The organism is Limnohabitans sp. 63ED37-2 (assembly GCF_001412535.1).
GTDB lineage: Bacteria > Pseudomonadota > Gammaproteobacteria > Burkholderiales > Burkholderiaceae_C > Limnohabitans_A.
The window spans coordinates 2,584,434-2,605,318 of sequence record NZ_CP011774.1 but is presented as its reverse complement, the minus strand read 5'-3'; the positions used below and the strand labels follow the sequence as shown (position 1 = coordinate 2,605,318).

22 protein-coding genes and 1 tRNA gene are annotated in these 20,885 nt (G+C 60.1%); 16 read left to right on the top strand and 7 right to left on the bottom strand.

Features of this window, described 5'->3' with window-relative positions; translation table 11 throughout:
• A complete protein-coding gene (locus tag L63ED372_RS12180) occupies positions 1-699 on the bottom strand; it encodes a glutathione S-transferase family protein (RefSeq protein ID WP_062406183.1) in 699 nt (232 codons plus the stop codon).
• 255 nt (positions 700-954) lie between these two features.
• Here L63ED372_RS12180 and L63ED372_RS12175 point away from each other — a divergent pair, with 255 nt between their 5' ends.
• Genes L63ED372_RS12175 through L63ED372_RS12165 form a run of 3 tightly spaced genes read left to right on the top strand, consistent with a single transcriptional unit; the run spans position 955 to position 3,800 of the window.
• Positions 955-1,545 (top strand): carboxymuconolactone decarboxylase family protein, encoded by a 591-nt coding sequence (locus tag L63ED372_RS12175; RefSeq protein ID WP_062406182.1) that lies wholly within the window; start codon positions 955-957, stop codon positions 1,543-1,545.
• 38 nt (positions 1,546-1,583) lie between these two features.
• Positions 1,584-2,561 carry a tripartite tricarboxylate transporter substrate-binding protein gene (locus L63ED372_RS12170; RefSeq protein ID WP_062406181.1) on the top strand — a complete coding sequence of 326 codons (978 nt, stop codon included), beginning with the start codon at positions 1,584-1,586 and terminating at the stop codon, positions 2,559-2,561.
• 60 nt (positions 2,562-2,621) lie between these two features.
• Positions 2,622-3,800 carry an MFS transporter gene (locus L63ED372_RS12165; RefSeq protein ID WP_062406180.1) on the top strand — a complete coding sequence of 393 codons (1,179 nt, stop codon included), beginning with the start codon at positions 2,622-2,624 and terminating at the stop codon, positions 3,798-3,800.
• Positions 3,801-3,809: 9 nt separating this feature from the next.
• Here L63ED372_RS12165 and L63ED372_RS12160 read toward each other — a convergent pair whose 3' ends face one another.
• Positions 3,810-4,823, bottom strand: a complete 1,014-nt coding sequence (locus tag L63ED372_RS12160; protein ID WP_062406179.1) for an asparaginase — start codon at positions 4,821-4,823, stop codon at positions 3,810-3,812.
• Positions 4,824-4,826: 3 nt separating this feature from the next.
• A complete protein-coding gene (locus L63ED372_RS12155; RefSeq protein ID WP_231624490.1) occupies positions 4,827-5,672 on the bottom strand; it encodes a 2-keto-4-pentenoate hydratase in 846 nt (281 codons plus the stop codon).
• Between the two features lie 84 nt (positions 5,673-5,756).
• On the opposite strand from L63ED372_RS12155, the gene L63ED372_RS12150 reads away from it, so the two are divergent.
• From L63ED372_RS12150 to L63ED372_RS12135, 4 genes are all read left to right on the top strand, one after another.
• A tRNA-Met gene (locus L63ED372_RS12150) sits at positions 5,757-5,833 on the top strand.
• 112 nt (positions 5,834-5,945) lie between these two features.
• A complete protein-coding gene (locus L63ED372_RS12145) occupies positions 5,946-8,519 on the top strand; it encodes an ABC transporter permease (RefSeq protein ID WP_062406178.1) in 2,574 nt (857 codons plus the stop codon).
• A gap of 237 nt (positions 8,520-8,756) precedes the next feature.
• Entirely contained in the window at positions 8,757-9,161 is a 405-nt protein-coding gene (locus L63ED372_RS12140; protein WP_062406177.1) for a group II truncated hemoglobin, read from the top strand.
• A 62-nt stretch (positions 9,162-9,223) separates the two neighbouring features.
• Positions 9,224-9,862, top strand: coding sequence for a Smr/MutS family protein (locus L63ED372_RS12135; protein WP_062408067.1), 639 nt, complete (start codon positions 9,224-9,226; stop codon positions 9,860-9,862).
• A gap of 10 nt (positions 9,863-9,872) precedes the next feature.
• On the opposite strand, the gene L63ED372_RS12130 is transcribed toward L63ED372_RS12135, so the two are convergent.
• Entirely contained in the window at positions 9,873-10,700 is an 828-nt protein-coding gene (locus L63ED372_RS12130; RefSeq protein WP_062406176.1) for a symmetrical bis(5'-nucleosyl)-tetraphosphatase, read from the bottom strand.
• Positions 10,701-10,943: 243 nt separating this feature from the next.
• On the opposite strand from L63ED372_RS12130, the gene L63ED372_RS12125 reads away from it, so the two are divergent.
• The 3 genes from L63ED372_RS12125 (at position 10,944) to nusG (ending at position 13,036) form a co-directional block, all read left to right on the top strand.
• Positions 10,944-11,243, top strand: a complete 300-nt coding sequence (locus L63ED372_RS12125) for an H-NS histone family protein (RefSeq protein ID WP_062406175.1) — start codon at positions 10,944-10,946, stop codon at positions 11,241-11,243.
• Between the two features lie 162 nt (positions 11,244-11,405).
• The gene (locus L63ED372_RS12120) at positions 11,406-12,356 is read left to right on the top strand and encodes an IS30 family transposase (protein WP_062402482.1); all 951 of its coding nucleotides are present in this window, start codon (positions 11,406-11,408) and stop codon (positions 12,354-12,356) included.
• A 143-nt stretch (positions 12,357-12,499) separates the two neighbouring features.
• Positions 12,500-13,036 (top strand): transcription termination/antitermination protein NusG, encoded by a 537-nt coding sequence (nusG, locus tag L63ED372_RS12115; RefSeq protein WP_231624489.1) that lies wholly within the window; start codon positions 12,500-12,502, stop codon positions 13,034-13,036.
• A gap of 19 nt (positions 13,037-13,055) precedes the next feature.
• Here the strand turns inward: nusG and uppS are convergent, their stop codons facing one another.
• A complete protein-coding gene (gene uppS, locus L63ED372_RS12110) occupies positions 13,056-13,778 on the bottom strand; it encodes a polyprenyl diphosphate synthase (RefSeq protein WP_156343694.1) in 723 nt (240 codons plus the stop codon).
• A 240-nt stretch (positions 13,779-14,018) separates the two neighbouring features.
• Here uppS and L63ED372_RS12105 point away from each other — a divergent pair, with 240 nt between their 5' ends.
• Both L63ED372_RS12105 and L63ED372_RS12100 read left to right on the top strand, forming a co-directional pair.
• Positions 14,019-14,630: a hypothetical protein gene (locus tag L63ED372_RS12105; protein ID WP_062406173.1), complete on the top strand. Its 612-nt coding sequence runs from the start codon at positions 14,019-14,021 to the stop codon at positions 14,628-14,630.
• Positions 14,631-14,696: 66 nt separating this feature from the next.
• Positions 14,697-15,152 carry a MaoC family dehydratase gene (locus L63ED372_RS12100; RefSeq protein WP_062406172.1) on the top strand — a complete coding sequence of 152 codons (456 nt, stop codon included), beginning with the start codon at positions 14,697-14,699 and terminating at the stop codon, positions 15,150-15,152.
• On the opposite strand, the gene trmL is transcribed toward L63ED372_RS12100, so the two are convergent.
• Both trmL and L63ED372_RS12090 read right to left on the bottom strand, forming a co-directional pair.
• Positions 15,143-15,640 (bottom strand): tRNA (uridine(34)/cytosine(34)/5-carboxymethylaminomethyluridine(34)-2'-O)-methyltransferase TrmL, encoded by a 498-nt coding sequence (gene trmL, locus L63ED372_RS12095; RefSeq protein WP_062406171.1) that lies wholly within the window; start codon positions 15,638-15,640, stop codon positions 15,143-15,145. The genes L63ED372_RS12100 and trmL overlap by 10 nt on opposite strands.
• A gap of 22 nt (positions 15,641-15,662) precedes the next feature.
• A complete protein-coding gene (locus L63ED372_RS12090) occupies positions 15,663-16,409 on the bottom strand; it encodes a ComF family protein (RefSeq protein WP_082431691.1) in 747 nt (248 codons plus the stop codon).
• Positions 16,410-16,497: 88 nt separating this feature from the next.
• Here L63ED372_RS12090 and L63ED372_RS12085 point away from each other — a divergent pair, with 88 nt between their 5' ends.
• The 4 genes from L63ED372_RS12085 (at position 16,498) to ctaD (ending at position 20,885) form a co-directional block, all read left to right on the top strand.
• Positions 16,498-17,415 carry a hypothetical protein gene (locus L63ED372_RS12085; RefSeq protein WP_062406170.1) on the top strand — a complete coding sequence of 306 codons (918 nt, stop codon included), beginning with the start codon at positions 16,498-16,500 and terminating at the stop codon, positions 17,413-17,415.
• A 94-nt stretch (positions 17,416-17,509) separates the two neighbouring features.
• Positions 17,510-17,986, top strand: coding sequence for a DUF2244 domain-containing protein (locus L63ED372_RS12080; RefSeq protein ID WP_062406169.1), 477 nt, complete (start codon positions 17,510-17,512; stop codon positions 17,984-17,986).
• Positions 17,987-18,063: 77 nt separating this feature from the next.
• Positions 18,064-19,236: a cytochrome c oxidase subunit II gene (coxB, locus tag L63ED372_RS12075; protein ID WP_062406168.1), complete on the top strand. Its 1,173-nt coding sequence runs from the start codon at positions 18,064-18,066 to the stop codon at positions 19,234-19,236.
• A 32-nt stretch (positions 19,237-19,268) separates the two neighbouring features.
• Positions 19,269-20,885 (top strand): cytochrome c oxidase subunit I, encoded by a 1,617-nt coding sequence (gene ctaD, locus L63ED372_RS12070; RefSeq protein WP_062406167.1) that lies wholly within the window; start codon positions 19,269-19,271, stop codon positions 20,883-20,885.

Genomic DNA, 20,885 nt, shown 5'->3' with positions numbered 1-20,885 from the left:
TCAGGCTTTGTTCAAGCGTTCGTTTTGCGGGAACATGAACTTCTTGGCATCTGCGTCCATCTCAGCCTTGAAGGTGTATTTCGCCTTGAAGGCTTCGGCACGTTGGGCCGCTGGGCGGGCGTTGACCTGATCCAGCACGCGTTTGATGTGGGGGTATTGTGTCCAGGTGGCCTCACCTGTGCCCAGCACATAAGGGAGCATGCGGGCCCAACCCCACAGTGCCATGTCAACGATGCTGTAGTGCTCGCCCAACATGTAGGTGTTGTGTGCCAGGTGTTTTTCGAGCACGGTCCAGTGGCGATGGGCTTCAAAGTCGTAGCGGTTCAGGGCGTACTCTTTGGGCTCGGGCGCTGCGTGGCGAAAGTGCACCGACTGGCCAGAAAACGGCCCAATGCCGCTGGCGATGAAGAGCAGCCAGGACAGCGCCGCGCCCCGCTCCTTGCCCTGTGCGATGCTGGGCATGAATTTTTGTTCACGGTCGGCCAGGTACAGCAAGATGGCGTTGCTGTCGAAAACCGTCACGTCGCCATCGGTGATGGCGGGCACTTTGGCGTTGGGGTTGACGGCCAGAAAGGCGGGTGCAAATTGCTCGCCTTTGCGCGTGTCGACCGGCACGGCCTCAAAAGGCAGCTCCAGCTCTTCAAGCAGCAAGGCGATTTTCATGGGGTTGGGGGCGGCGTTGAAGAAAAATTTGAGCATGTGAGTGTTCCATCCAATAGCGGTGAAGGTGTGGGGTGACAGGCCAAGTGGTCAAGGCCCTAGGTGCCAACAGACAACAGTGTCGCCCAGACCCCGCGCTCTTCGGTCAGGCACTCAGTCATGTGTGTGACTCAGAGGGCTGCGCTTTGTTGTTACGTTCGCCCGTCGCTTGGGGCAAGTTGGCTGTTCGGGTTTGCTGAATAGGGGCTTGTGCCCGAGCTTTGGTGTTGCCCCCTTTTTTTGCAGGAATGCTTCATGACCGAACGATTGGCCCAGATCCGCTATGACGAATTAGCCCCCGAGGTGCGGCCTTTGGCCGACGACATCCTGAAGGTGTCCAGCGCGGCGCTTGGCGGCCCTTACAACGCCTTGCTGCGCAGCCCCGACATGGCCCGGCGTGCCTTTGATTTTCTGGACTACCTGCGTTTCAAGACCTCGGTCAACAAACGCCTGAACGAATTCGCCATCCTGATTCAGGCGCGTATTTCGAATGCGCAATACGAGTGGTGGGCACACGAGACCATTGCCCGCAAGGCGGGTTTTTCGGATGCGGTCATGCGCGATTTGCAGCAATGCCAGCGCCCTAGCAGCATGCAAGAGGACGAACGCTTGGTGTATGACTTTTGCATTCAGCTCTCACTCAACCACCGCGTGCCCGATGGCTTGTGGCAAGAAGCGGTGGCCAGCATGGGAGAACAAGCAGTGGTAGACCTCACGGTTTTGTCGGGCACCTATGTCATGGTGTCCATGCTGCTCAACGCCACACAAGTGGGTATTCCCGGTGGTGGTGCTGAACCCCTTCAGGTGCTGAGCCCTCTGGAGATTCGCCAGCGCTTGTTGGCCTGATCCATCACACTGCTGCGCTGATCAATAAGGAGACTTCCATGCCCATTCGTTTCATCCGCACAGGCTTGGCCCTGTTGCTGGCCGCCACCGCATTCCAGGCCTCTGCGCAAGACTTTCCCAACCGTGCCATCACCATGGTCATGCCTTACGCCGCAGGCGGCCCGGGTGACACCATCACGCGCTTGTTTGCCGGGGCCATGCAAAAGCATCTGGGCCAACAGATCGTGGTGGACAACACGGCAGGGGCCTCAGGCTCGATTGGCACGGCCAAAGTGGCCCGCGCCAAAGCCGATGGCTACACCTTGCTGATGATCCACGTCAGCCACGCGACCAATGTGGCGATGTACAAAAGCCTGCCATACCACCCGGTGGACGATTTTGAGCCGATCGGACGGGCCACCAGTGGCCCCATGGTGATCGTGGCACGCAATGAATTTCCGGCCAAAAACCTGAACGAATTTGTGGCCTACGTGAAAGCCAACGGCCCCAAAGTCAGCTTGGCCCATGCAGGGGTGGGTTCGGCCTCGCACCTGTGTGGTTTGATGATGATGAACGCGCTGAACGTCAAACTCAACGAGATTCCCTACAAGGGCACAGGCCCGGCCTTGACCGACCTGATGGGCGGCCAGGTGGACATTTTGTGTGACCAGACCTCGGGCACGGTGCCTTCGGTCAAGGGCGGCAAGATCAAGGCTTATGCCTCTGCGGGCAAAGCCCGTTTGCCCCAGTTGCCTGAAGTGCCCGCCATCACCGATGCCGGTGTGGAGGGTTTTGACATCAACATCTCTTTTGGTCTGTATGCCCCCAAGGGCACACCCAAGCCCGTGCTCGATCAGCTGACATCGGCTTTGCAAAAGTCGGTGGCCGACCCCGAGGTGCGCCAGCGCCTGGAGGCCATGGGCATTGCGGCGGTGAGCGTCGACCAGGCCCGGCCTGAAGCCTTGCGGGCCCACCTGAAAAACGAGATCGACACCTTGGGCAGCTTGTTGGTCAAGGCGGGCGTCAAAGCCAATTGATGCTGCCCATGCTTGCCGGGGCCTCATGGGGTCCCTCTCGCCTGTACGGGAGATGATCCGATGAAAAACTGGTGGCCTTTGCTGCTGACCCTGGTGATCCAGGCCATGGTGGCCATGGCTTTGCTGAGCCTGCCCGTGGTGGCTCCGGTGGTGGCGCAGACTTTGCAGGTCTCGCCCGCCTTGGTGGGCCTGTATGTGTCGGTGACCTACGCGGGTGCCATGGTGGCCACCTTGATGGGTGGCGCCACGGTGGCCCGCATGGGTGCCATCCGCGTGAGCCAGTGGGGGCTGGTCTTGTGCGCCTTGGGTTTGCTCTTGTGCGCCGTACCATGGCTGCCGTCCATGGTGTTGGGCGCTGTGTTGATTGGGCTCGGTTATGGCCCGATCACCCCGGCCAGCTCGCACCTGCTGGCCCGCACCACCCCCAAGCACCAGATGTCGCTGGTGTTTTCCATCAAGCAAACCGGTGTGCCTCTGGGCAGCATGTTGGCGGGTGCAGTGGTGCCGCCTTTGGCGCTGCTGGGCAATTGGCAACTGAGCTTGGTGGTGGTGGCTGTGGTGTGCGTGCTGTGCGCCTGGGTGTCGCAAAGCCTGAGGGCGGAACTCGACAGCGACCGCCAAAGTGACAGCGCCATCCGCTGGGGCAGTTTGATCGAGCCCATTCGCCTGGTGTTGGCGCATCGGGCCTTGCTCATCATGGCGTCCTGCTCGTTCATGTTTTCCATGGTGCAGTTGTCGCTCACCACTTACCTGGTCACCTTTTTGCACGACGATTTGTCTTACGGTCTGGTGGCGGCAGGTCTGGCTTTGTCGGTCACGCAGTTGGGGGGCATTGGCGGGCGCGTGGTCTGGGGTTATGTGGCCGACCGGTGGCTGGGTGCGCGGCTCATGTTGCTGCTGCTGGCCAGCATGATGGCTTCAGGGGCGCTGGCTTCGGCCTTTTTGACCACCGACACCCCCCAAGCGGTGGTGATTGTGATTTTGGTGGGCTTTGGGGCCTCGGCCATCGGCTGGAACGGGGTTTACCTGGCCGAAGTGGCCCGTCGCGCCCCTTCCGGCATGGCCAGCATGGCCACAGGCGGCACGCTGGCGTTCACGTTTTTGGGCGTGGTGGTGGGGCCTCCGATGTTCGGCGCCTTGTCGGGCCTGTTTGGCACCTACCGCGCCGGGTTTGTGGGCCTCATGGTCATGGCCAGCATCAGCGGCACGGTGCTCTACTGGAGCCAGCGGCCGCGCTGAACACCGGTTCTAGGCCGCCAACAAGATCCGGTCGATCCAGTCCTGAATCGCGGGCCCGTTCATGCCGTGCGCCAGGCCCAGCAGCAGGATGATGCGCACCTTGTGGGGAGGCAAAGGCCCTGCAGTCAAGATGCCGTGCTCGGCATCGGCGTACACGCTGGCGCGGGTCACGCTGCCGGTGATGAAGCGGGCGCAGCGGGCCACCAGCACGCCTTGGTCGGGCAGTGATTGAATGAACGCGCGGTAAGCCGTGGGCGTGTTGGCATTGCCCAAACCGGCATGCACGATCCCTTGTGCTCCGGCGGCCACAAAAGCACGCATGGCGGTCTCGTCCACGCCTGCATAAGCCACCGCTATGTCCACCCGGGGCCACGTAGCAGGTGTTTTCCAAGTGCTGGGGGTTTGCCAAGCCACCGTGGGCGCACGCCCTGCGGCGCGGAACCACTGCACCGCCTGATCGGCCACCTCGCCCACCGCACCGGCCAGTGGGCTGTCGAAAGCTTCCACACTGCTCACATGGCGTTTGCCCACCCACAGGCCCGAATGGATGCGGCCGTTCATGACCACCAACGTGCCGCGCCCATGAGCCGTAGGGCAGGCGGCTACGCTGCAGGCGTCCAGCAAGTTGGCGGGCCCATCCGCCGAATACGCCGTGGCCGGGCGCATGGCCCCCACCACTACGATGGGTTTGTCGTTGTCCACGCTCAGGTGCAAAAAGGTCGCGGTTTCTTCCAGTGTGTCGGTGCCGTGCGTGACCACGATGCCCACCACATCTGGGTTGTGCACGGCGTGCATCACAGCGGCATGCAGATCCAGCCAGTGGTCGGGGCGCACGTCATAGCTGGCCAGTTGCATGGGCTGCGAGACGTCGATGTTGTAGCGCTGGCGCAGCTCGGGCACGGTGTCGACCACGGCGGCCAAGCTCAGGCTGGCGGGTTTGTAATCGGTGCTGACCGAGGCGGCGCTGGCCGCGCCTGCGATGGTGCCGCCCGTGCCAATCAGTGCCAAACGGGGTTTTGTCATGTTTCAAGTCTCCGAAAAAATCATGTGGACACGGCCCAGCGGGCCGTAATCGGCGCTGACGTTGTCGCCCGCTTGCAGCTCCAGCGGCACCATGCAGGTGCCGGTGGTCACCACATGGCCCTTTTGCAGGGTGATGCCCAAGGCAGACAGCTGGTTGGCCAGCCAGGTCAGGGCGATGCGCGGGTCGCCCAGCACGTTGCCGCCAGTGCCGTCGCGGGTGTATTGAAGGGTGTTGTGGTGTTCGACTTGGGCGTGGACCGGGTAGGTGCTCAAGTCCAGATCGCGCCAGACATCGGGCGCGGCCGGGCCCAGGACAAAGTGCCGCGCACAGGCGTTGTCGGCCAGCAGTTGCGCCTCGCCTGCTGCGGTGAAGGGTTCCATGCGCGAGTCTGGCACTTCGAGGGCCGGGTGCAAACTGGCCACCGCGTTCATGACTTGTTGCTGGGTATAGGGCTCGGCTTGTGGTGGCAGGTCTTGCGCCATGGCAAATGCAAATTCAGGCTCGGCCACGCGCATGCGGTTGCCGGCTGACGGCACGGTGGCACCGTTGCCCAACACCTGCCCCGACAACAAGCGACCGGCCAGCGGCCCGCTCACGTTGATATGGGCTTGCCCGTTGGCGCTGGTGGCGGCAATTTTCCAACCGACCACTTGGCGGCCGGACACCAGTGGCAGTTGGGCTTGGGCGGCGTAGCCTTGCAAGGCGCTCAAGGGGCGGCAAGTATCAGGCAAGGCGGCCAGCACCTGGCCTGATTGCCAATGCGCCCAGACCACTTGGGCGGCTTGCTGGGCCTTGGTGGTGTCGATGGGGTGCTGGTGCAAGGAAGAGTCAGTGCTGGGCTGTGTCATCCGCACATTGTTACGCCAACTGAGCGGTTTGCTGCGGAATTTTGTGTATAATTTCGGGCTTGATGGCGACGTCAAACAGTTTCAGGTGATATAGCTCAGTTGGTTAGAGCGCAGCATTCATAATGCTGATGTCGGTGGTTCAAATCCACCTATCACCACCAAATCCAAAGCCCGCAGTTTCACGACTGTGGGCTTTTTGGTTTTCGGAGCCTGTTACCGGCTTTCCAAGCCCCCAGCCCTGTCAGACCTTCGACCCTGGGTTATGGTCAGGGGATGAACAATCAGTCTTGGATGCATGGTTTGAAGCTGGGTGCTCGCCAATTGTGGCGTGACCTGCGGGCGGGTGAATTGCGCCTGTTGATGGTCTCGGTGGCCCTGGCCGTGGCGGCCTTGACGGCGGTGGGTTTTCTGGCCGATCGCATGCAGTCGGGCCTGTGGCGCGATGCGCGTCAGCTGCTGGGGGGCGACGCGGTGGTGGTGAGTGACCAACGCACCCCCGATGCTTTTGCGCAAAAGGCCCGAGAGGCCGGATTGCAGAGCAACACCAATGTGAGTTTCCCGACCATGGCGCGGGCCACGGCACCTGCAGGTGCCGAATTGGCTTCCAACGCGGCGGCCTCGGCTTCGGGCATCGGCACACCCATACCTCCCGCCACGCGCCTTGTGGCGCTCAAAGCGGTCGAGCCCGGTTACCCCTTGCGTGGTCGCCTGGAGATTTCAGGCCAAAGCGCGGCCAGCATTCCGCCTCTGGGCGAGGTCTGGGTCGATGCGGCCTTGCTCGAAGCGCTGAATGTTCAGGTGGGCCAGATGCTGGGCTTGGGCGAGCGCAGTTTGCGCATTGGCGCCACCATCACCCGCGAGCCCGACCGGGGAGCGGGTTTTATGGGGTTTGCACCGCGCGTGATGATGAACATGGCCGATTTGGCCTCGACGGGCCTGGTCCAGCCGGCCAGCCGCGTGAGCTGGCGCATGGCGGTGGCCGGCAGCGATGCGGCTGTGGGGCAATTTTTGCCTTGGGCGCAGGCCGAGGCCGACAAGGCCGATGTGCGCGGCGTGAAGGTCGAGTCGCTGGACAGTGGCCGCCCCGAGATGCGGCAAACCCTGGACCGGGCTTCGCAGTTCTTGAACCTGGTGGCCTTGCTGGCCGCCTTGCTTTGCGCCGTGGCCGTGGCTTTGGCGGCGCGCAGTTTTGCCGAGAGGCAGTTGGATGCCTGTGCTTTGCTTCGGGTTTTGGGGCAAAGCCAGCGCACACTGACATTGAGTTATGGCCTGGAGTTTTTGGGCGCAGGCCTGGTGGCCAGTGTGCTGGGGGTGCTGGCCGGTTATGGGGTGCACCTGGGTTTTGTGCAATTGCTGGCCGGTCTGGTGGATGCCAATTTGCCCGCGGCCACACCCAAGCCCGCGCTGATGGGCCTGGCCATGGGTCTGACGCTGCTGGTGGCCTTTGGCCTGCCGCCCGTGTTGCAGTTGGCCAAAGTGCCACCGCTGCGCGTGATCCGCCGCGACCTGGGCAGCGTACAGGTGCGCTCGGGCCTGGTGCTGGTGATGGGTTTGCTCGGCTTTGCGGTCACCTTGCTCATGGTCAGCCGCAACCTCACCCTGGGCCTGATCACGGTGGGCGGTTTTGCCGTGGCGCTTTTGGTGTTTGCCGCTTTGGCGGCTGTGGCCTTGTTGTTGCTGCGCCTGGTGGTGCCCGATGAGTCCGCTCCGCGCTGGCTGCGCCTGGCCACGCGCCAGGTGGCGGCGCGGCCTGTGTTTGCGGTGGTGCAGGTCAGTGCCTTGTCGGTGGGTTTGCTGGCGCTGGCATTGCTCGTGCTGCTGCGCACCGACCTGATCGCGAGCTGGCGGCAGGCGACCCCCGTGAACGCGCCAGACCGTTTTGTCATCAACGTGCAGCCCGAGCAGGCCCAAGACTTCTTAGCCCACCTGAAAACCGCAGGCGTGCAGTCGCCCGACTGGTTTCCCATGATTCGGGGCCGCTTGGTGGCCATCAATGGCCGGGTCATCGGCCCCGATGACCTGATCGCCGATCGCGGCAAACGCCTGCTCGACCGTGAAATCAACCTCTCGCACAGCGCGGTCTTGCCGGGCCACAACCCCTTGGTGGCCGGGCGCTGGATGGCCGAGGAGGCCGATGGCGTGAGTGTGGAGGAGGGCATCGCCGAAGCGCTGGGTTTGAAGCTCGGGGACCGGTTGGGCTTTGACATCGCGGGTCAGCCCCACGAGGCGCGGGTCACGTCCTTGCGCAAGGTGGACTGGGCTTCGATGCGGGCCAACTTTTTCATGCTGTTCCCGGTCTCGCAAATGCCCGATTTGCCCATGACCTACATGGCCGCATTCCGCTCGCCCGAGGGGGCTCCGGGTTTTGAAAACGCCATGGTCAATGCTTTTCCCAACATCACCAGCGTGGACATGCGCAGCACACTGGCGCAGGTGCAGCGGGTCATGGACCAGGTGATCCGGGCGGTGGAATTCCTGTTCGCCTTCACCCTGGCTGCGGGCCTGATGGTGTTGCTGGCCGCCGTGGGCGCAAGCCGTCAGGCGCGTGAGCGCGAATACGCCATCATGCGGGCGCTGGGTGCAGGCCGCAGCTTGCTGGTACAGGTACAACGCACCGAGTTGCTCGGCATCGGCTGGCTGGCCGGCTTCATGGCAAGCGCCATGGCGCTGGTGGTGGGCTGGGCATTGGCCCGCTATGCGTTTGAATTTGCCTGGCAACCCCCTTTGTGGGCGCCCTTGGCCGGAGGACTCGCTGGTGCCTTGCTGGCATGGGGGGCGGGCAGCCTGAGCCTGGCCGGGGTGCTGAGACAGCCGGTGGTGCAGACTTTGCGCCAAGCGGCGCAGTGATCTTGGACTTTGTCACCCCGGCCTGTGCTTTGTCACCCCAGCCTTGTGCTTCGTCATCCCGGCCTTGAGCCGGGATCTAGAGCACGCAGTGGGTATTCGCAAAGGGCATCGGATCAAACTGGATCCCGGGTCTTCGCCCGGGATGACCCAAGAACCTGGACCGCATGAGGCATCGACTTTGACCGGCTGGACCCATGCCCAGCCAAGGCCCTTTGCAACACGTCACAATGGATTGCTATGAACATCGAAGAAAAGCCCCCATTTGAAACGCCCTTTGCCTGGATCGGCGGCGAAGCGGTGGTGCGTGCCCTGGCCGACCGTTTTTATGACCTGATGGACATGGAGCCAGGCTACAAGGCTTTGCGAGACGCACACGGCAGCAGCCTGGACGGTGCCCGTGACAAGCTGTTCTGGTTTTTGTGCGGTTGGTTGGGTGGGCCCGAGCATTACACCGAGCGTTTTGGCCACCCGCGTTTGCGCATGCGCCACATGCCATTTTCGATTGGGGTGTTGGAGCGAGACCAGTGGCTGGCCTGCATGGACCAGGCCATGACCGAATTGGGGGTGGACCCGGTGCTGCGCGAGCGCCTGAACGCCAGTTTTTTCAAGACCGCCGACTGGATGCGCAACCGGGGCGTGTGACGCGCCTGCGATCTTTCTTGTGCACTGAAAACGCCCCCCATGCCCAGCCCGGAGCTCCTCCTGTGAAAATCAATGCGCTGCAAGACCTGAAGAAAGTGCGCCAGAAGCTGGCCGAGGCCCACGCGCTGGCCCAGGCGCAGGCGGCTGCCCAGGCGCTGGCCGCGCGTCAGCGCGAGGCCGAAAGCAACTTGTTTGTGCGTGCCGTGGGGGCCGTGCAGCGCTTGCCTGTGCACGACCAGGTCAATCTGGACGGACCCAGCCCCGCCCCGATTGCGCACCAACGCCATAAGGACAACGAAGCCGTGCTGCGCGATTGCCTGAGCGACGAATTCGACGCCAGCACTTTGCTCGACACCGACGACGCGCTGAGTTTTCGCCGCCCGGGCATTGGGCGCGACGTGATCCATAAATTGCGCAAAGGCGATTGGTCGATCCAGCGCGAGATCGATTTGCATGGCCTGCGCAGCGACGAAGCCCGTGTGGCCTTGGCCGAGTTCATCCGCCTGGCGCACCGACAAGGCGTGCGTTGCTTGCGTGTGGTGCATGGCAAAGGTTTGGGCTCGCCAGGCAAAACCCCGGTGCTCAAGTCCAAGGTGCACAGTTGGTTGGTGCAAAAAGACCAGGTGATGGCTTTTGTGCAGGCCAAGCCCGCAGAAGGTGGGGCGGGGGCCTTGGTGGTTTTGCTCAAGCCGGGCGGCTGAGTCCCTGCCTTCAGCCCGGCAACTGCGCCTGAGTGCAGGCCACCTGAACACGCGTGTGCTGCCCGTCGTCTCCCAGACGCATGGCGCTCAGACAGCCGCCCCAGACACAACCGGTGTCCAAAGACCAAACATCGGGGCGCCCCAGCCAGCCCAGTGTGGACCAATGGCCAAAGGCCACCGTGATGTCGGCCGTGCGCCGCCCCGGCACATCGAACCAGGGCATGAAGCCTTGCGGCGCTTGTGCGGCGCTGTCTTTGGTGGCGAATTCCATGGTGCCATCGGCCGAGCAAAAGCGCAGCCTTGTCAAAGCGTTGACCACCACCCGCCAACGGTTCAGCCCCGTCAAGTCATCGTGCCAGGCGGCAGGCTCGTTGCCATACATGTGGGCCAAAAAATGAGGCAGGTCCGGTCCACGCAAAACGGTTTGCACTTCGTTGGCCAAGTCCAAGGTCTGCTCAAGGGTCCAGCTGGGCAAGACCCCCGCATGGACCGACAACACCCCGTGGGACCACAGGGCCAGATGCTGCTGCCGCAGCCAGTTGATCAGGGCTGCGCGGTCGGGCGCTTGCATCAGGTCGTCGAGTGTGTCCATCCGCTTGGTGGGGCTGAAGCCCCACAACACGGCCAAGGCATGCAAATCGTGGTTGCCCAAGAGGCACTGCACACTGCCTTGCAGCGCCATCAAGCGGCGCAGCACGCCTGCAGAGTCCGGGCCTCGGTTGACCAGGTCGCCCAAGACGATCAAATGATCTCGGCTGGGCGAAAAAGCCACCTCGTCCATTAAATGCGCCAAGGCCGCGTCACAACCTTGAATGTCACCGACCCAGTAAACCGCCATAGATTGCCTTCATTTGCCCTGCGTACAAAAATAGAATCCAAGTATTCGATATTCTGGTTCACATTCATCTGCGATTATGAGGGGCATCAGAGATCCGACACGGAATGCCTGTAAAAAATAGCCTTGCAGCATGAATGCCGATGGTTATTCTCGCGATTAAACTCAAATAATAGGTCGCCGGCTCGAAAAAATAAGCAGCTTTGATGTATATTCGTGTGTCTTCATTATTTTAAGGGGTTTAATATGTCAATGTCTTACAAAGAGTTATTGCAAAAGCGCGAAGCCTTGGAGCAAGAAATTGCCCAAGCCCGTCAAAATGAAATTGCCAGTGCGGTGGCCAAGGTGCGCGAGTTGGTGGCCGAATATGGCTTGACCGCTCAAGACGTTTTTCCTGGCCGCGGTGCCAAAACTTCGGCCCCCAAGTCCGTGAGCAAAGTGGCGGCCAAATACCGCGATCCAGCCACGGGCCAAACATGGACCGGCCGTGGCAAAGCGCCCAAATGGATCGAAGGTCAGGACCGCGCGCCTTTCGTGATTGCCTGAACCATTTGACCCGAGATCGTGATGAATCCCACTTGAATAGAAAAGTTTGATTTTTTATTTGGCGGATTCAAGTACGAGGTGCAACAAAGATAAACCCGGTGATGGGTGGCTGAGGATGTCAAGGCATCATGGCCACTCAAACCGCCAAGTCCAAGTTGCCAGATGTACAAGCACCTCAGCCGAGAAGAACGATACCAAATTCACAGCCTCTTGAAAGCCAAACAGACCATCAGCGAGATCGCCCGTTCATTGGGCAGGAGCCGCAGCACCATCAGCCGCGAACTCAGCCGTGGCCGCGGTCAGCGTGGCTATCGCGCCGAACAAGCCTGCGCCAAGGCTTCTGAGCGGGCACAGCGAAGCCGTAATGCCCGCCGTTTAGATTCCAAAGTCTGGTCCGATGTGGATTTCTACCTTGGCATTCAATGGAGCCCCGAGCAGATTGCAGGCAAGGTGGCGGTCAGCCATGAGAGCGTCTATTTGTATGTCTATGCGAACAAGGCTGCCGGTGGTGATTTACACACGCACCTGCGTAGCCAAAAGCCTCGGCGCAAACGCCACCTGTGCGGGCGTGATAGACGTGGTCAGATCCCGAACCGCCGCCCGATCAGCGAGAGACCAAGCCACATTGAAGATCGCAAGCAAGTGGGCCACTGGGAAGGTGATACCGTTATTGGCGCGGCTCACAAACAAGCCATCGTGACACTGGTAGAACGCAAGAGTGGCTTTGCTGTGCTGGCCAAAGTGCCCAACAAGTCTGCTGATTTGGTGGGCCGGGCTATTGAAGGCATGCTCAAGCCCCTGAGCTCACGGGTGAAGACCTTGACGGTAGACAACGGCAAGGAGTTTGCCGATCACCAGGCCATCGATCAGGCCCTTGGCATCCAGACTTACTTTGCCGATCCGTATTGCAGCTGGCAGCGCGGCAGCAACGAGAACTTCAATGGTTTGCTGCGCCAATACATTCCCAAGAAACGGCGCATGGAAACTGTCACCGATGAGGAGTTGACTATGATCGAAAACAGATTGAATCACCGGCCCAGAAAGCGGCTGGGATTCAAGACACCCCACGAGGTGTTTCACGCCTCGTTAAACCGTGTTGCAGTTCGTACTTGAATCCGCCTTTTTAACGATTTTGGGTCTTGAGAACAAACCCCGCTTCGGCGGGGTTTGTTTTTTCAAACAAGGGTCTTGAGATCGGTCAATTATCCTTAAAATAATCATCTAATGGGCTTGACCGACAGGAAATGGGTGTACTCTTGAATTCTGAGATCGTAGAAATTGACCAAACTGGTCTGAGCCGCTGGTATCTGGCTTACACCAAGCCCAAACAAGAATCTGTTGCGCTGTTCAATTTGGAGCAGCAAGGCTTTGAGGCCTATTTGCCCTTGTTTAAAAAGTTCAAAAAAACCGAACAAGGCCCGGTGGCGCTGTTTGAGCCCATGTTCCCGCGCTACATCCTGTTTCGACCCCGCCGCACTGAGCAAAGCATTTCAGCCGTGCGCAGCACCAAAGGGGTGAGCAACCTTGTTCGATTTGGTTTTGAGCCGGCCTTGTTGCACGACGATGTGGTGCAGCGTATCCGCCAGATGGAGCAATTGCGCGATCAGGCCACGATCGAGGAGCTCAACCAGCTCAAGGTGGGGCAAAAAGTGCGTCTAAAGCACACCGCCTTGGGCGCCATCGAGGGGTTGGTGCAAAACGTGTCCAGCAAACGGGTGGCGGTGTTGCTCGAGATATTGGGACGGCCCACGGTGGTGCAGGTGGACCACCATCAGGTCGAAGCCAGCGCCTGAAGCTGGACTGGCCGCTGCTTCACAAAGGGGCAGAGGAGCCAAAGCGCCGGTCGCGCGTGGCAAACCAGGCCAGTGCCTGTTTCAGGGTTTCGGGGGTGAAGTCCGGCCATAGTTCGTCGCAGAAAAACAGTTCGGCATAAGCCGCTTGCCAAAGCAGGAAGTTGCTCACCCGTGACTCTCCGCCCGTGCGGATCAACAAATCGACTTCGGGTGCGTCGGCCGTGCTGAGGTAAGGGCCCAACGCTTCTTCGGTCAGGCTGTCCAGCGGTGTGTCGGGATGTGCTTTTTGCCAGGCTTTGGTGGCCTGGAGCATGTCCCAGCGCCCACCGTAGTTGGCGCAAATGTTCAAAGTGATGACCGTGTTGTTCTCTGTTTCGGCCTGGGCGTCAGCAATCAGCGCTTGCAGTGACGGAGAAAATCGCCCCGTGTCACCGAGCACCTTCAACCGAACCCCGTTGGTGTTCATGTTGCGGATTTCTTTTTTCAGGTAGGTCGTGAACAAGCCCATGAGGCTGCTGACCTCTTCTTCGGGGCGTTTCCAGTTCTCGGTGCTGAAAGCAAACAGGCTGAGTTGAGGAATACCGATTTCACCGCAGGTTTTGACGATGTCGCGCACCCGTTGTGCGCCCGCTGCATGGCCTAAAGCGGCTGGCATGAAGCGTTTTTTGGCCCAACGGCGATTGCCGTCCATGATGATGGCAATGTGCTGTGGTTGAGAAGGGTTGGATGAAGGGTACAACAGAGGCACTCTATTTGGGACAGGGTCAGATTTTAGTGGCTCTGTGCACCTGTCCGTTCAGTTCATCGCCCAAACGCCCATTCGGGGTGTTCAAGCGGTCAAATCTCCATGATGGATTGTGAGCCGATGGGCATGGTGTTAAGGTGGTCTCGCAGCAGTGCCCCATCTCTGAAGCACAGCAACCCATTCTTGTGGGGACGCACCGGTCGTGTGCTGATGCCATTTGCCGTCCAAGGAGACCCCATGAACCCCCGAATTCAGGAATTTCTGGTCCGTATCCAGCAACTGGAAGCAGCCATTGAGCAAGAGGCCAAAACCCGCCGCCAGCAGTGGCAGGCGGATTTCGAAGCGCACAAGGTGCGCTTCGAAAAAGAGGTGTTGGCGCAGCAAAAGCGTTTCAAGGCGGGTTTGCTCGGTTATGTGCTCACCGCCGATTGGCGACATGTGCTGTGTGTGCCCTTCATCTACCCAGTGCTGGTGCCCATGCTGCTGCTCGATGCCTTCATCACGCTCTACCAATGGGTGTGTTTTCCCTTGTGTGGCATCCCCCGTGTCAAGCGCTCGGATTTTTTTGTGTACGACCGCACGCATCTGGCTTATTTGAATTGGCTGGAAAAAATCAACTGCGCGTATTGCTCTTATGGCAACGGCCTGATGGCCTATGGCCGTGAGGTGGTGGCGGTGACCGAAAAATACTGGTGCCCGATCAAGCATGCCCGGCGCATGGTGCAGGCGCACGCACACTACCACGGCTTTGCCGATTACGGCGATGCCGAACACTACCGCACCGAATTGGCCCGTTTGCGTGAAGAGGTTCGGAAGATGAGTGCCAGCGAGTCGCCACCTCCCGCATGAGCCCAATCTCGGCTTGTGTCACGACATCGACACCTTGAACACGCTCGAGTGAATAAAGTCATGTGCATGAAAACATTTGAAAACTTGGCCGATTTGGCCGCTTGTGTCGGCCAAGACGTGACCGCCACCGATTGGGTCACCATCACCCAGCAACAGGTGAATCAGTTTGCCGAGGCCACGGGTGACCACCAGTGGATCCACGTCGACGTGGAGAGGGCCCAACAAGGCCCCTTTGGTGCACCGATTGCTCACGGCTTTTTGACCCTGTCCTTGCTGTCGCAGTTCTTTGACAAAACGATTGTGGTCACATCGGCCCGCATGGGCGTCAATTACGGCTTGAACAAGGTGCGCTTCATGGCCCCGGTGCCGGTGGGCAGCCGTTTGCGGGCGCACCTGCATTTGCATTCGGCCACGCCCATTGATGGCAACGGCATGCAGTTCCAGTGGAATGTGACGGTGGAGCGCGAGGGCAGCGACAAACCAGTGTGCGCCGCCGAGTCGCTGGTGCGCATTTACGCCTGAGCGGGCAGGCCAGGCGCCTGGCTGGCCCCGGCAAAGCCGTTTTGCCGCCAGGCCTCGAACACGGTGACCGCCACCGCATTCGACAGGTTCAGGCTGCGCTGGCCTTCGCGCATGGGCAACTTGATGCGCTGGGCCGGTGCGAACTGTTCGCGCAGCTCGGGCGACAAGCCCCGTGTTTCCGAGCCAAACACCAACCAGTCGCCCGGCGCAAAAGCCACGCCGTGGGCGGGGCGGCTGCCGCGTGTGGTCAGGGCATACATGCGCTCGGGCTGGGGTTTTTCTTGGGCTAAAAAGCTGGCCCAGTCCGCATGGCGGCGTAAATCGGCGTATTCGTGGTAATCAAGACCCGCGCGGCGCATGTGTTTGTCGTCCATCGAAAAACCCAGAGGCTCGACCAGGTGCAGTGTGCAGCCCGTGTTGGCCGCCAAGCGGATGACGTTGCCGGTATTGGGCGGGATTTCGGGCTCAACCAAGACGATATGGAACATGGCCGGTATTGTGCCTTGGCCTTCAGGCTTCGCCTCCCGCTTCGGTTCGGGCCAGCACCAAGGCGCTGACCTGCGCTGCGCCCGCATCGCGCAAGACCCGGGCCGCTGTGTGCAAAGAGGCGCCACTGGTCATGACGTCATCGATCAGCACCACTTTTTTGCCGCGCAGCTGCGCCGCCCGCATTGGCTCCACCGCAAAAGCCCCCACCAAATTGGCCAACCGCTCAGCCCGAGGCAGGGTGCGCTGCGACGGTGTGTCACGGGTGCGCAGCAGCAAACGGGCGTCGGCTTTGTGGGGGCTGAGTTGGCGTGCCAGCAGCCACGACTGGTTGTAGCCGCGCTCGGCCAGGCGCTGTGCCGACAGCGGGATCGGCAGCACCCAGTCGGCCTCGTCCAGAGTGTCTTCGGCCAAGGGGGTGCTGAGCATCAGGGTGGCCAAAGCGCCCGCCCAGCCAGCTTGCTGCTGAAACTTGTAGCGGGCAATCAGCTCCACCCAGGGCCAGGTGTAGGCGGTGGCCGTCAAGCACAAGTCCAGTGGGGGTGGGCATTTCAGGCAGGCGCCACAGCGCCTTATTGGGTGGGACAAGGGCAAGGCGCAGCTGGGGCAGCGGTGCTGGGGCTGGGCAAAGCGGCTGATGCAGGCCTCACAAAGCGGCGGGTGGGGCCAGCTTTGGCAGATGGCGCAGCGGCTGGGCAGCCAGCGCCCCCATCCACCGGCTCGCGGGCCGGTCGATGTATTCAACAAGCCCTGAAGCCAAGCGGGTGTCATCTAGTCAATATACTCAGACCGGGCAGATGAAACAAGTGCAAAACCTGTTTGTGCTGGTGTGCAGCTGCCCCATTTTGACTTCTGCCCCATGCCCCAAGCCCTTCGCCCTCCTTCTTTGGATCCCGTGGCCGCTGCCCGCTGGCAATCCCTGCCCGCTCGCGAAGCGCATTCACCTTGGCTGCATGAAGAGGTCGCCAAGCGCATGCAGGAACGGCTGGATTTCATCAAATTACAGCCCCAGCAGTGGGTGCATTGGAGCCCCTTGCGCGGCGGCCTGTTGGCGCAACTCGCTTTGGAGCAGCGTTACCCCAAGGCCCAGGTTTGGCTGACTGGAGAGCCCCCAGCGCACGCACAGGTCACGCGGCAGGCACTTCACAGCGCATGGTGGCAAGCCCAGCACTGGCGCAGCCCCAAGCGGCATGAGGGTTTGCCGCCCGATCACACCGCACAAATGCTGTGGGCCAACATGCACCTGCATGCCAGCGCCGAGCCCCAGGCCTTGCTGCAAACCTGGCACCAGGCCTTGGCGGTGGATGGATTTTTGATGTTTTCTTGCCTGGGGCCCGACACGCTGCGTGATGTGCGTCAGGTGTATGCCCGCGCTGGTTGGCCTGAGCCCGCACACGCGTTTACCGACATGCACGATTGGGGCGACATGCTGGTGGAGGCGGGTTTTGCCGAGCCGGTCATGGACATGGAGCGCATCACCTTGACGTACGCTAGCCCTGACACTTTGCTGGCCGAGTTGCGCAGCCTGGGCCGCAACTTGCATGTGCAGCGTTTTCAGGGCTTGCGTTCGCGCCTGTGGCGTGATCGCTTGTCAGAAGCCTTGCTGGCGCTGGCCCGCCCCGAAGAAGGCGGACGCCTGTCCTTGGGCTTCGAGATCGTGTATGGCCACGCCCTGAAACCTCGGCCACGAATGAAAATGGCCGCAAAAACCGAAATCGGCCTCGATCAGATGCGGCTTATGCTGCAACCGGGTGGGGGTATACAGGACAAAGTTTGAGATCTGTCAAAAGATGATTTGATCTCGGGTAAAATCCGCCCGTTTTGACCACAGAACATGCTTGACAGGGTGTTAGGTTATTGAAAGTTGACGGATGTCAAATCAGTCTTACCAGTTCGCGCAAGTGTCGGGGCCATCCGTTCAATGGCGGCTCAAACGCAACTGTTCGGTCACACCTGTCCAATTGGGCTGGATGTACCTGTCGCTGTGCACGGTATCTTTGGGTATCGGGGTGTTCTTCTGGATGCAAGGGGCCACTTTGGTGTTGGCTTTTGCGGGCTTAGAGGTGGCGGTGGTCGGGCTGGCTTTTTTGGCCTATGCCCGCCATGCCGCGGATGGTGAAATGATTTCGCTGCAGGGCAGCAACTTGGTGGTCGAGCTGGAAACAGCTGGCCGCCTGGAGCGGGCTGAATTTTCGCGCCAATGGGTGCGGGTTGAGCCCAAGTCTGGAGACCAAAGCCTGATCGAGTTGTCGGGTCAAGGTCAGACGATTGAGGTGGGGCGTTTTGTGAGGCCCGAGCTCCGGCAAGTGCTGGCGCGAGAAATCAGGAAGGCATTGCGCTCAGCGTGATGCCGTGTGGGCAGCCGGATCTTTCTGGCGTGGCCCTGGGTGTGAGTTCAACAGAGTCTTGGAAGTTAGTGAGAAACATGAAGAATATTTCCAACCAATTGGCTTCGCTGCTATCCCGCGCGGGCATTTTTGCAGGCGCTTGGCTGGCTACGGCCGCTCATGCCGTCAATGATTTGCCAGGTGGCCCTGCTGTCAACCAACTCAACTTTGCACCACCGGCTACCAAAATCGCCGAAGAGCAGCACTGGCTGCACTGGTTCATGCTGATCATTTGCACTGTGATCTTCATTGCGGTGTTTGCGGTGATGTTCTATTCCATTTGGAAGCACCGCAAATCGGTCGGTCACAAGCCCGCCACTTTCACCGAGTCCATCACAGTCGAAGTGATTTGGACGGCTGTTCCCTTCATCATCGTGATCTTGATGGCCTTGCCGGCCACCAAAGTGCTGGTGGCCCAGAAGGACACCACCAACGCCGATCTGACGGTCAAGGTCACGGGCTACCAGTGGAAATGGGGCTACGACTACATCAAGGGCGAAGGCGAAGGTTTGAGCTACATCTCGACCTTGGATTCCGGCCAACGTGCCATGTCCGACGCAGGCAAGCCAGAAGGCGACAACTACCTGCTCAAAGTGGACAATCCCTTGGTGGTGCCTGTGGGCCAAAAAGTGCGAGTCATCACCACAGCCAATGACGTGATCCATGCATTTGCGGTGCCAGCCTTTGGTATCAAGCAAGACGCGATCCCCGGTTTTGTGCGCGACACCTGGTTCCGTGCGGAGAAAACTGGCGACTTCTACGGCCAGTGCCAAGAACTGTGCGGCAAAGAACACGCTTACATGCCCATTCACGTGAAGGTTTTGTCTGCGACCGATTACGCTGCTTGGGTCGACACCGAGAAGAAAAAGCAAGCCGCCAAAGCCGATGACCCGGCCAAAGTCTGGGCGCTGGACGACCTGTCCAAGCGCGGCGAGAAGGTCTATGCCGCCAACTGCGCGGCCTGCCACCAAGCCACCGGTAAAGGCGCAGGTGCCATCAAAGCCCTCGACGGTTCAGCCCTCGTCTTGGATGCAGACAAGTCCAAACAAATTGCAGTGATGCTCAACGGTCAAAACAACGGCGCCATGCCTGCATGGAAGCAACTGTCTGACACCGAAATTGCTGCGGTGATCACCTACACCAAGAACAACTGGTCCAACAAGACCGGGCAAATCGTGCAGCCAGCTGAAGTTCTGGCCGCCCGCAAATAAGCCGTACCGTATACAAATCAAAGGAAATCAAGATGAGTGCCGTTCTAGACCATCACGATCACGCCCATGACGACCACGGTCACGCGCCTGCAGGCTGGCGTCGTTGGGTGTATGCCACCAACCACAAAGACATCGGTACCTTGTACCTGCTGTTCAGCTTTGCCATGCTCATGGTCGGTGGCGTCTTGGCCCTTGGCATCCGCGCCGAGTTGTTCCAGCCCGGACTGCAAGTGGTCAACCCCGAATTGTTCAACCAATTCACCACCATGCACGGCATCATCATGGTGTTCGGCGCCATCATGCCAGCTTTTGTGGGTTTCGCGAACTGGATGTTGCCTTTGCAAATCGGTGCGTCTGACATGGCTTTTGCTCGCATGAACAACTTCAGCTTTTGGCTGATGATTCCTGCTGCTTTGATGCTGGTCGGATCGTTTTTCATGCCTGGTGGCGCACCTGCTGCTGGCTGGACACTGTATGCACCCCTGACTCTGCAAATGGGTCCTTCCATGGACGCGGGTATTTTTGCCATGCACATCCTGGGTGCTTCGTCCATCATGGGCTCGATCAACATCATCGTGACCATCTTGAACATGCGCGCGCCTGGCATGACTTTGATGAAGATGCCCATGTTCGCCTGGACATGGCTGATCACCGCTTACCTGCTGATTGCCGTGATGCCCGTTTTGGCCGGCGCGATCACCATGACCCTGACAGACCGTCATTTTGGCACCAGCTTCTTCAACCCTGCCGGTGGTGGTGACCCGGTCATGTACCAGCACATCTTCTGGTTCTTCGGTCACCCCGAGGTGTACATCATGATCTTGCCGGCTTTCGGCATCATCAGCCAGATCGTGCCCGCCTTTTCACGCAAGAAGCTGTTTGGCTACGCCTCCATGGTGTACGCCACATCGTCCATCGCGATTCTCTCTTTCATCGTGTGGGCGCACCACATGTTCACCACCGGCATGCCGGTGACCGGCCAGTTGTTCTTCATGTACGCGACCATGTTGATCGCGGTGCCAACCGCGGTGAAGATTTTCAACTGGATCGCCACCATGTGGCGCGGCTCCATGACCTTTGAAACCCCCATGCTGTTTGCGGTGGGCTTCATCTTCGTGTTCACCATGGGTGGCTTCACGGGTCTGATTCTGGCCATGGCCCCGATCGATATCCAGTTGCAAGACACTTACTACGTGGTGGCCCACTTCCACTACGTGTTGGTGGCGGGTTCCTTGTTTGCTTTGTTTGCAGGCGTTTACTACTGGATTCCCAAGTGGACCGGAGTGATGTACAACGAAACCCGTGGCAAGATCCATTTCTGGTGGTCGCTGATTTCTTTCAACATTACCTTCTTCCCCATGCACTTTCTGGGCCTGGCCGGTATGCCCCGTCGCTACGCTGACTACCCCATGCAGTTCACCGACTTCAACATGATTGCTTCGGTGGGTGCTTTCTTCTTCGGCTTTGCACAGGTGTACTTCTTCCTGTTCATTGTGTTGCCTGCCATGATGGGCAAGGGCGAAAAAGCGCCTCAGAAGCCTTGGGAAGCGGCCGAAGGTCTGGAGTGGGAAGTGCCTTCGCCAGCACCATTCCACACCTTTGAGAACCCACCCAAGCTGGACGCCACTGCAACGCGCGTGATTGGTTGA

Excerpts from the sequence above, each read along its gene's own strand:
- L63ED372_RS12100 (WP_062406172.1), top strand. The coding sequence starts at position 14,697 with ATGAAAACATTTGAAAACTTGGCCGATTTGGCCGCTTGTGTCGGCCAA.
- L63ED372_RS12105 (WP_062406173.1), top strand. The coding sequence starts at position 14,019 with ATGAACCCCCGAATTCAGGAATTTCTGGTCCGTATCCAGCAACTGGAA.
- L63ED372_RS12175 (WP_062406182.1), top strand. The coding sequence starts at position 955 with ATGACCGAACGATTGGCCCAGATCCGCTATGACGAATTAGCCCCCGAG.
- L63ED372_RS12160 (WP_062406179.1), bottom strand. The coding sequence starts at position 4,823 with ATGACAAAACCCCGTTTGGCACTGATTGGCACGGGCGGCACCATCGCA.
- L63ED372_RS12130 (WP_062406176.1), bottom strand. The coding sequence starts at position 10,700 with ATGGCGGTTTACTGGGTCGGTGACATTCAAGGTTGTGACGCGGCCTTG.
- L63ED372_RS12125 (WP_062406175.1), top strand. The coding sequence starts at position 10,944 with ATGTCAATGTCTTACAAAGAGTTATTGCAAAAGCGCGAAGCCTTGGAG.
- ctaD (WP_062406167.1), top strand. The coding sequence starts at position 19,269 with ATGAGTGCCGTTCTAGACCATCACGATCACGCCCATGACGACCACGGT.
- L63ED372_RS12170 (WP_062406181.1), top strand. The coding sequence starts at position 1,584 with ATGCCCATTCGTTTCATCCGCACAGGCTTGGCCCTGTTGCTGGCCGCC.
- trmL (WP_062406171.1), bottom strand. The coding sequence starts at position 15,640 with ATGTTCCATATCGTCTTGGTTGAGCCCGAAATCCCGCCCAATACCGGC.
- L63ED372_RS12155 (WP_231624490.1), bottom strand. The coding sequence starts at position 5,672 with ATGACACAGCCCAGCACTGACTCTTCCTTGCACCAGCACCCCATCGAC.
- coxB (WP_062406168.1), top strand. The coding sequence starts at position 18,064 with ATGAAGAATATTTCCAACCAATTGGCTTCGCTGCTATCCCGCGCGGGC.
- L63ED372_RS12145 (WP_062406178.1), top strand. The coding sequence starts at position 5,946 with ATGAACAATCAGTCTTGGATGCATGGTTTGAAGCTGGGTGCTCGCCAA.
- L63ED372_RS12080 (WP_062406169.1), top strand. The coding sequence starts at position 17,510 with ATGTCAAATCAGTCTTACCAGTTCGCGCAAGTGTCGGGGCCATCCGTT.
- L63ED372_RS12180 (WP_062406183.1), bottom strand. The coding sequence starts at position 699 with ATGCTCAAATTTTTCTTCAACGCCGCCCCCAACCCCATGAAAATCGCC.
- L63ED372_RS12165 (WP_062406180.1), top strand. The coding sequence starts at position 2,622 with ATGAAAAACTGGTGGCCTTTGCTGCTGACCCTGGTGATCCAGGCCATG.
- L63ED372_RS12090 (WP_082431691.1), bottom strand. The coding sequence starts at position 16,409 with ATGACACCCGCTTGGCTTCAGGGCTTGTTGAATACATCGACCGGCCCG.
- L63ED372_RS12140 (WP_062406177.1), top strand. The coding sequence starts at position 8,757 with ATGAACATCGAAGAAAAGCCCCCATTTGAAACGCCCTTTGCCTGGATC.
- L63ED372_RS12120 (WP_062402482.1), top strand. The coding sequence starts at position 11,406 with ATGTACAAGCACCTCAGCCGAGAAGAACGATACCAAATTCACAGCCTC.
- L63ED372_RS12085 (WP_062406170.1), top strand. The coding sequence starts at position 16,498 with ATGCCCCAAGCCCTTCGCCCTCCTTCTTTGGATCCCGTGGCCGCTGCC.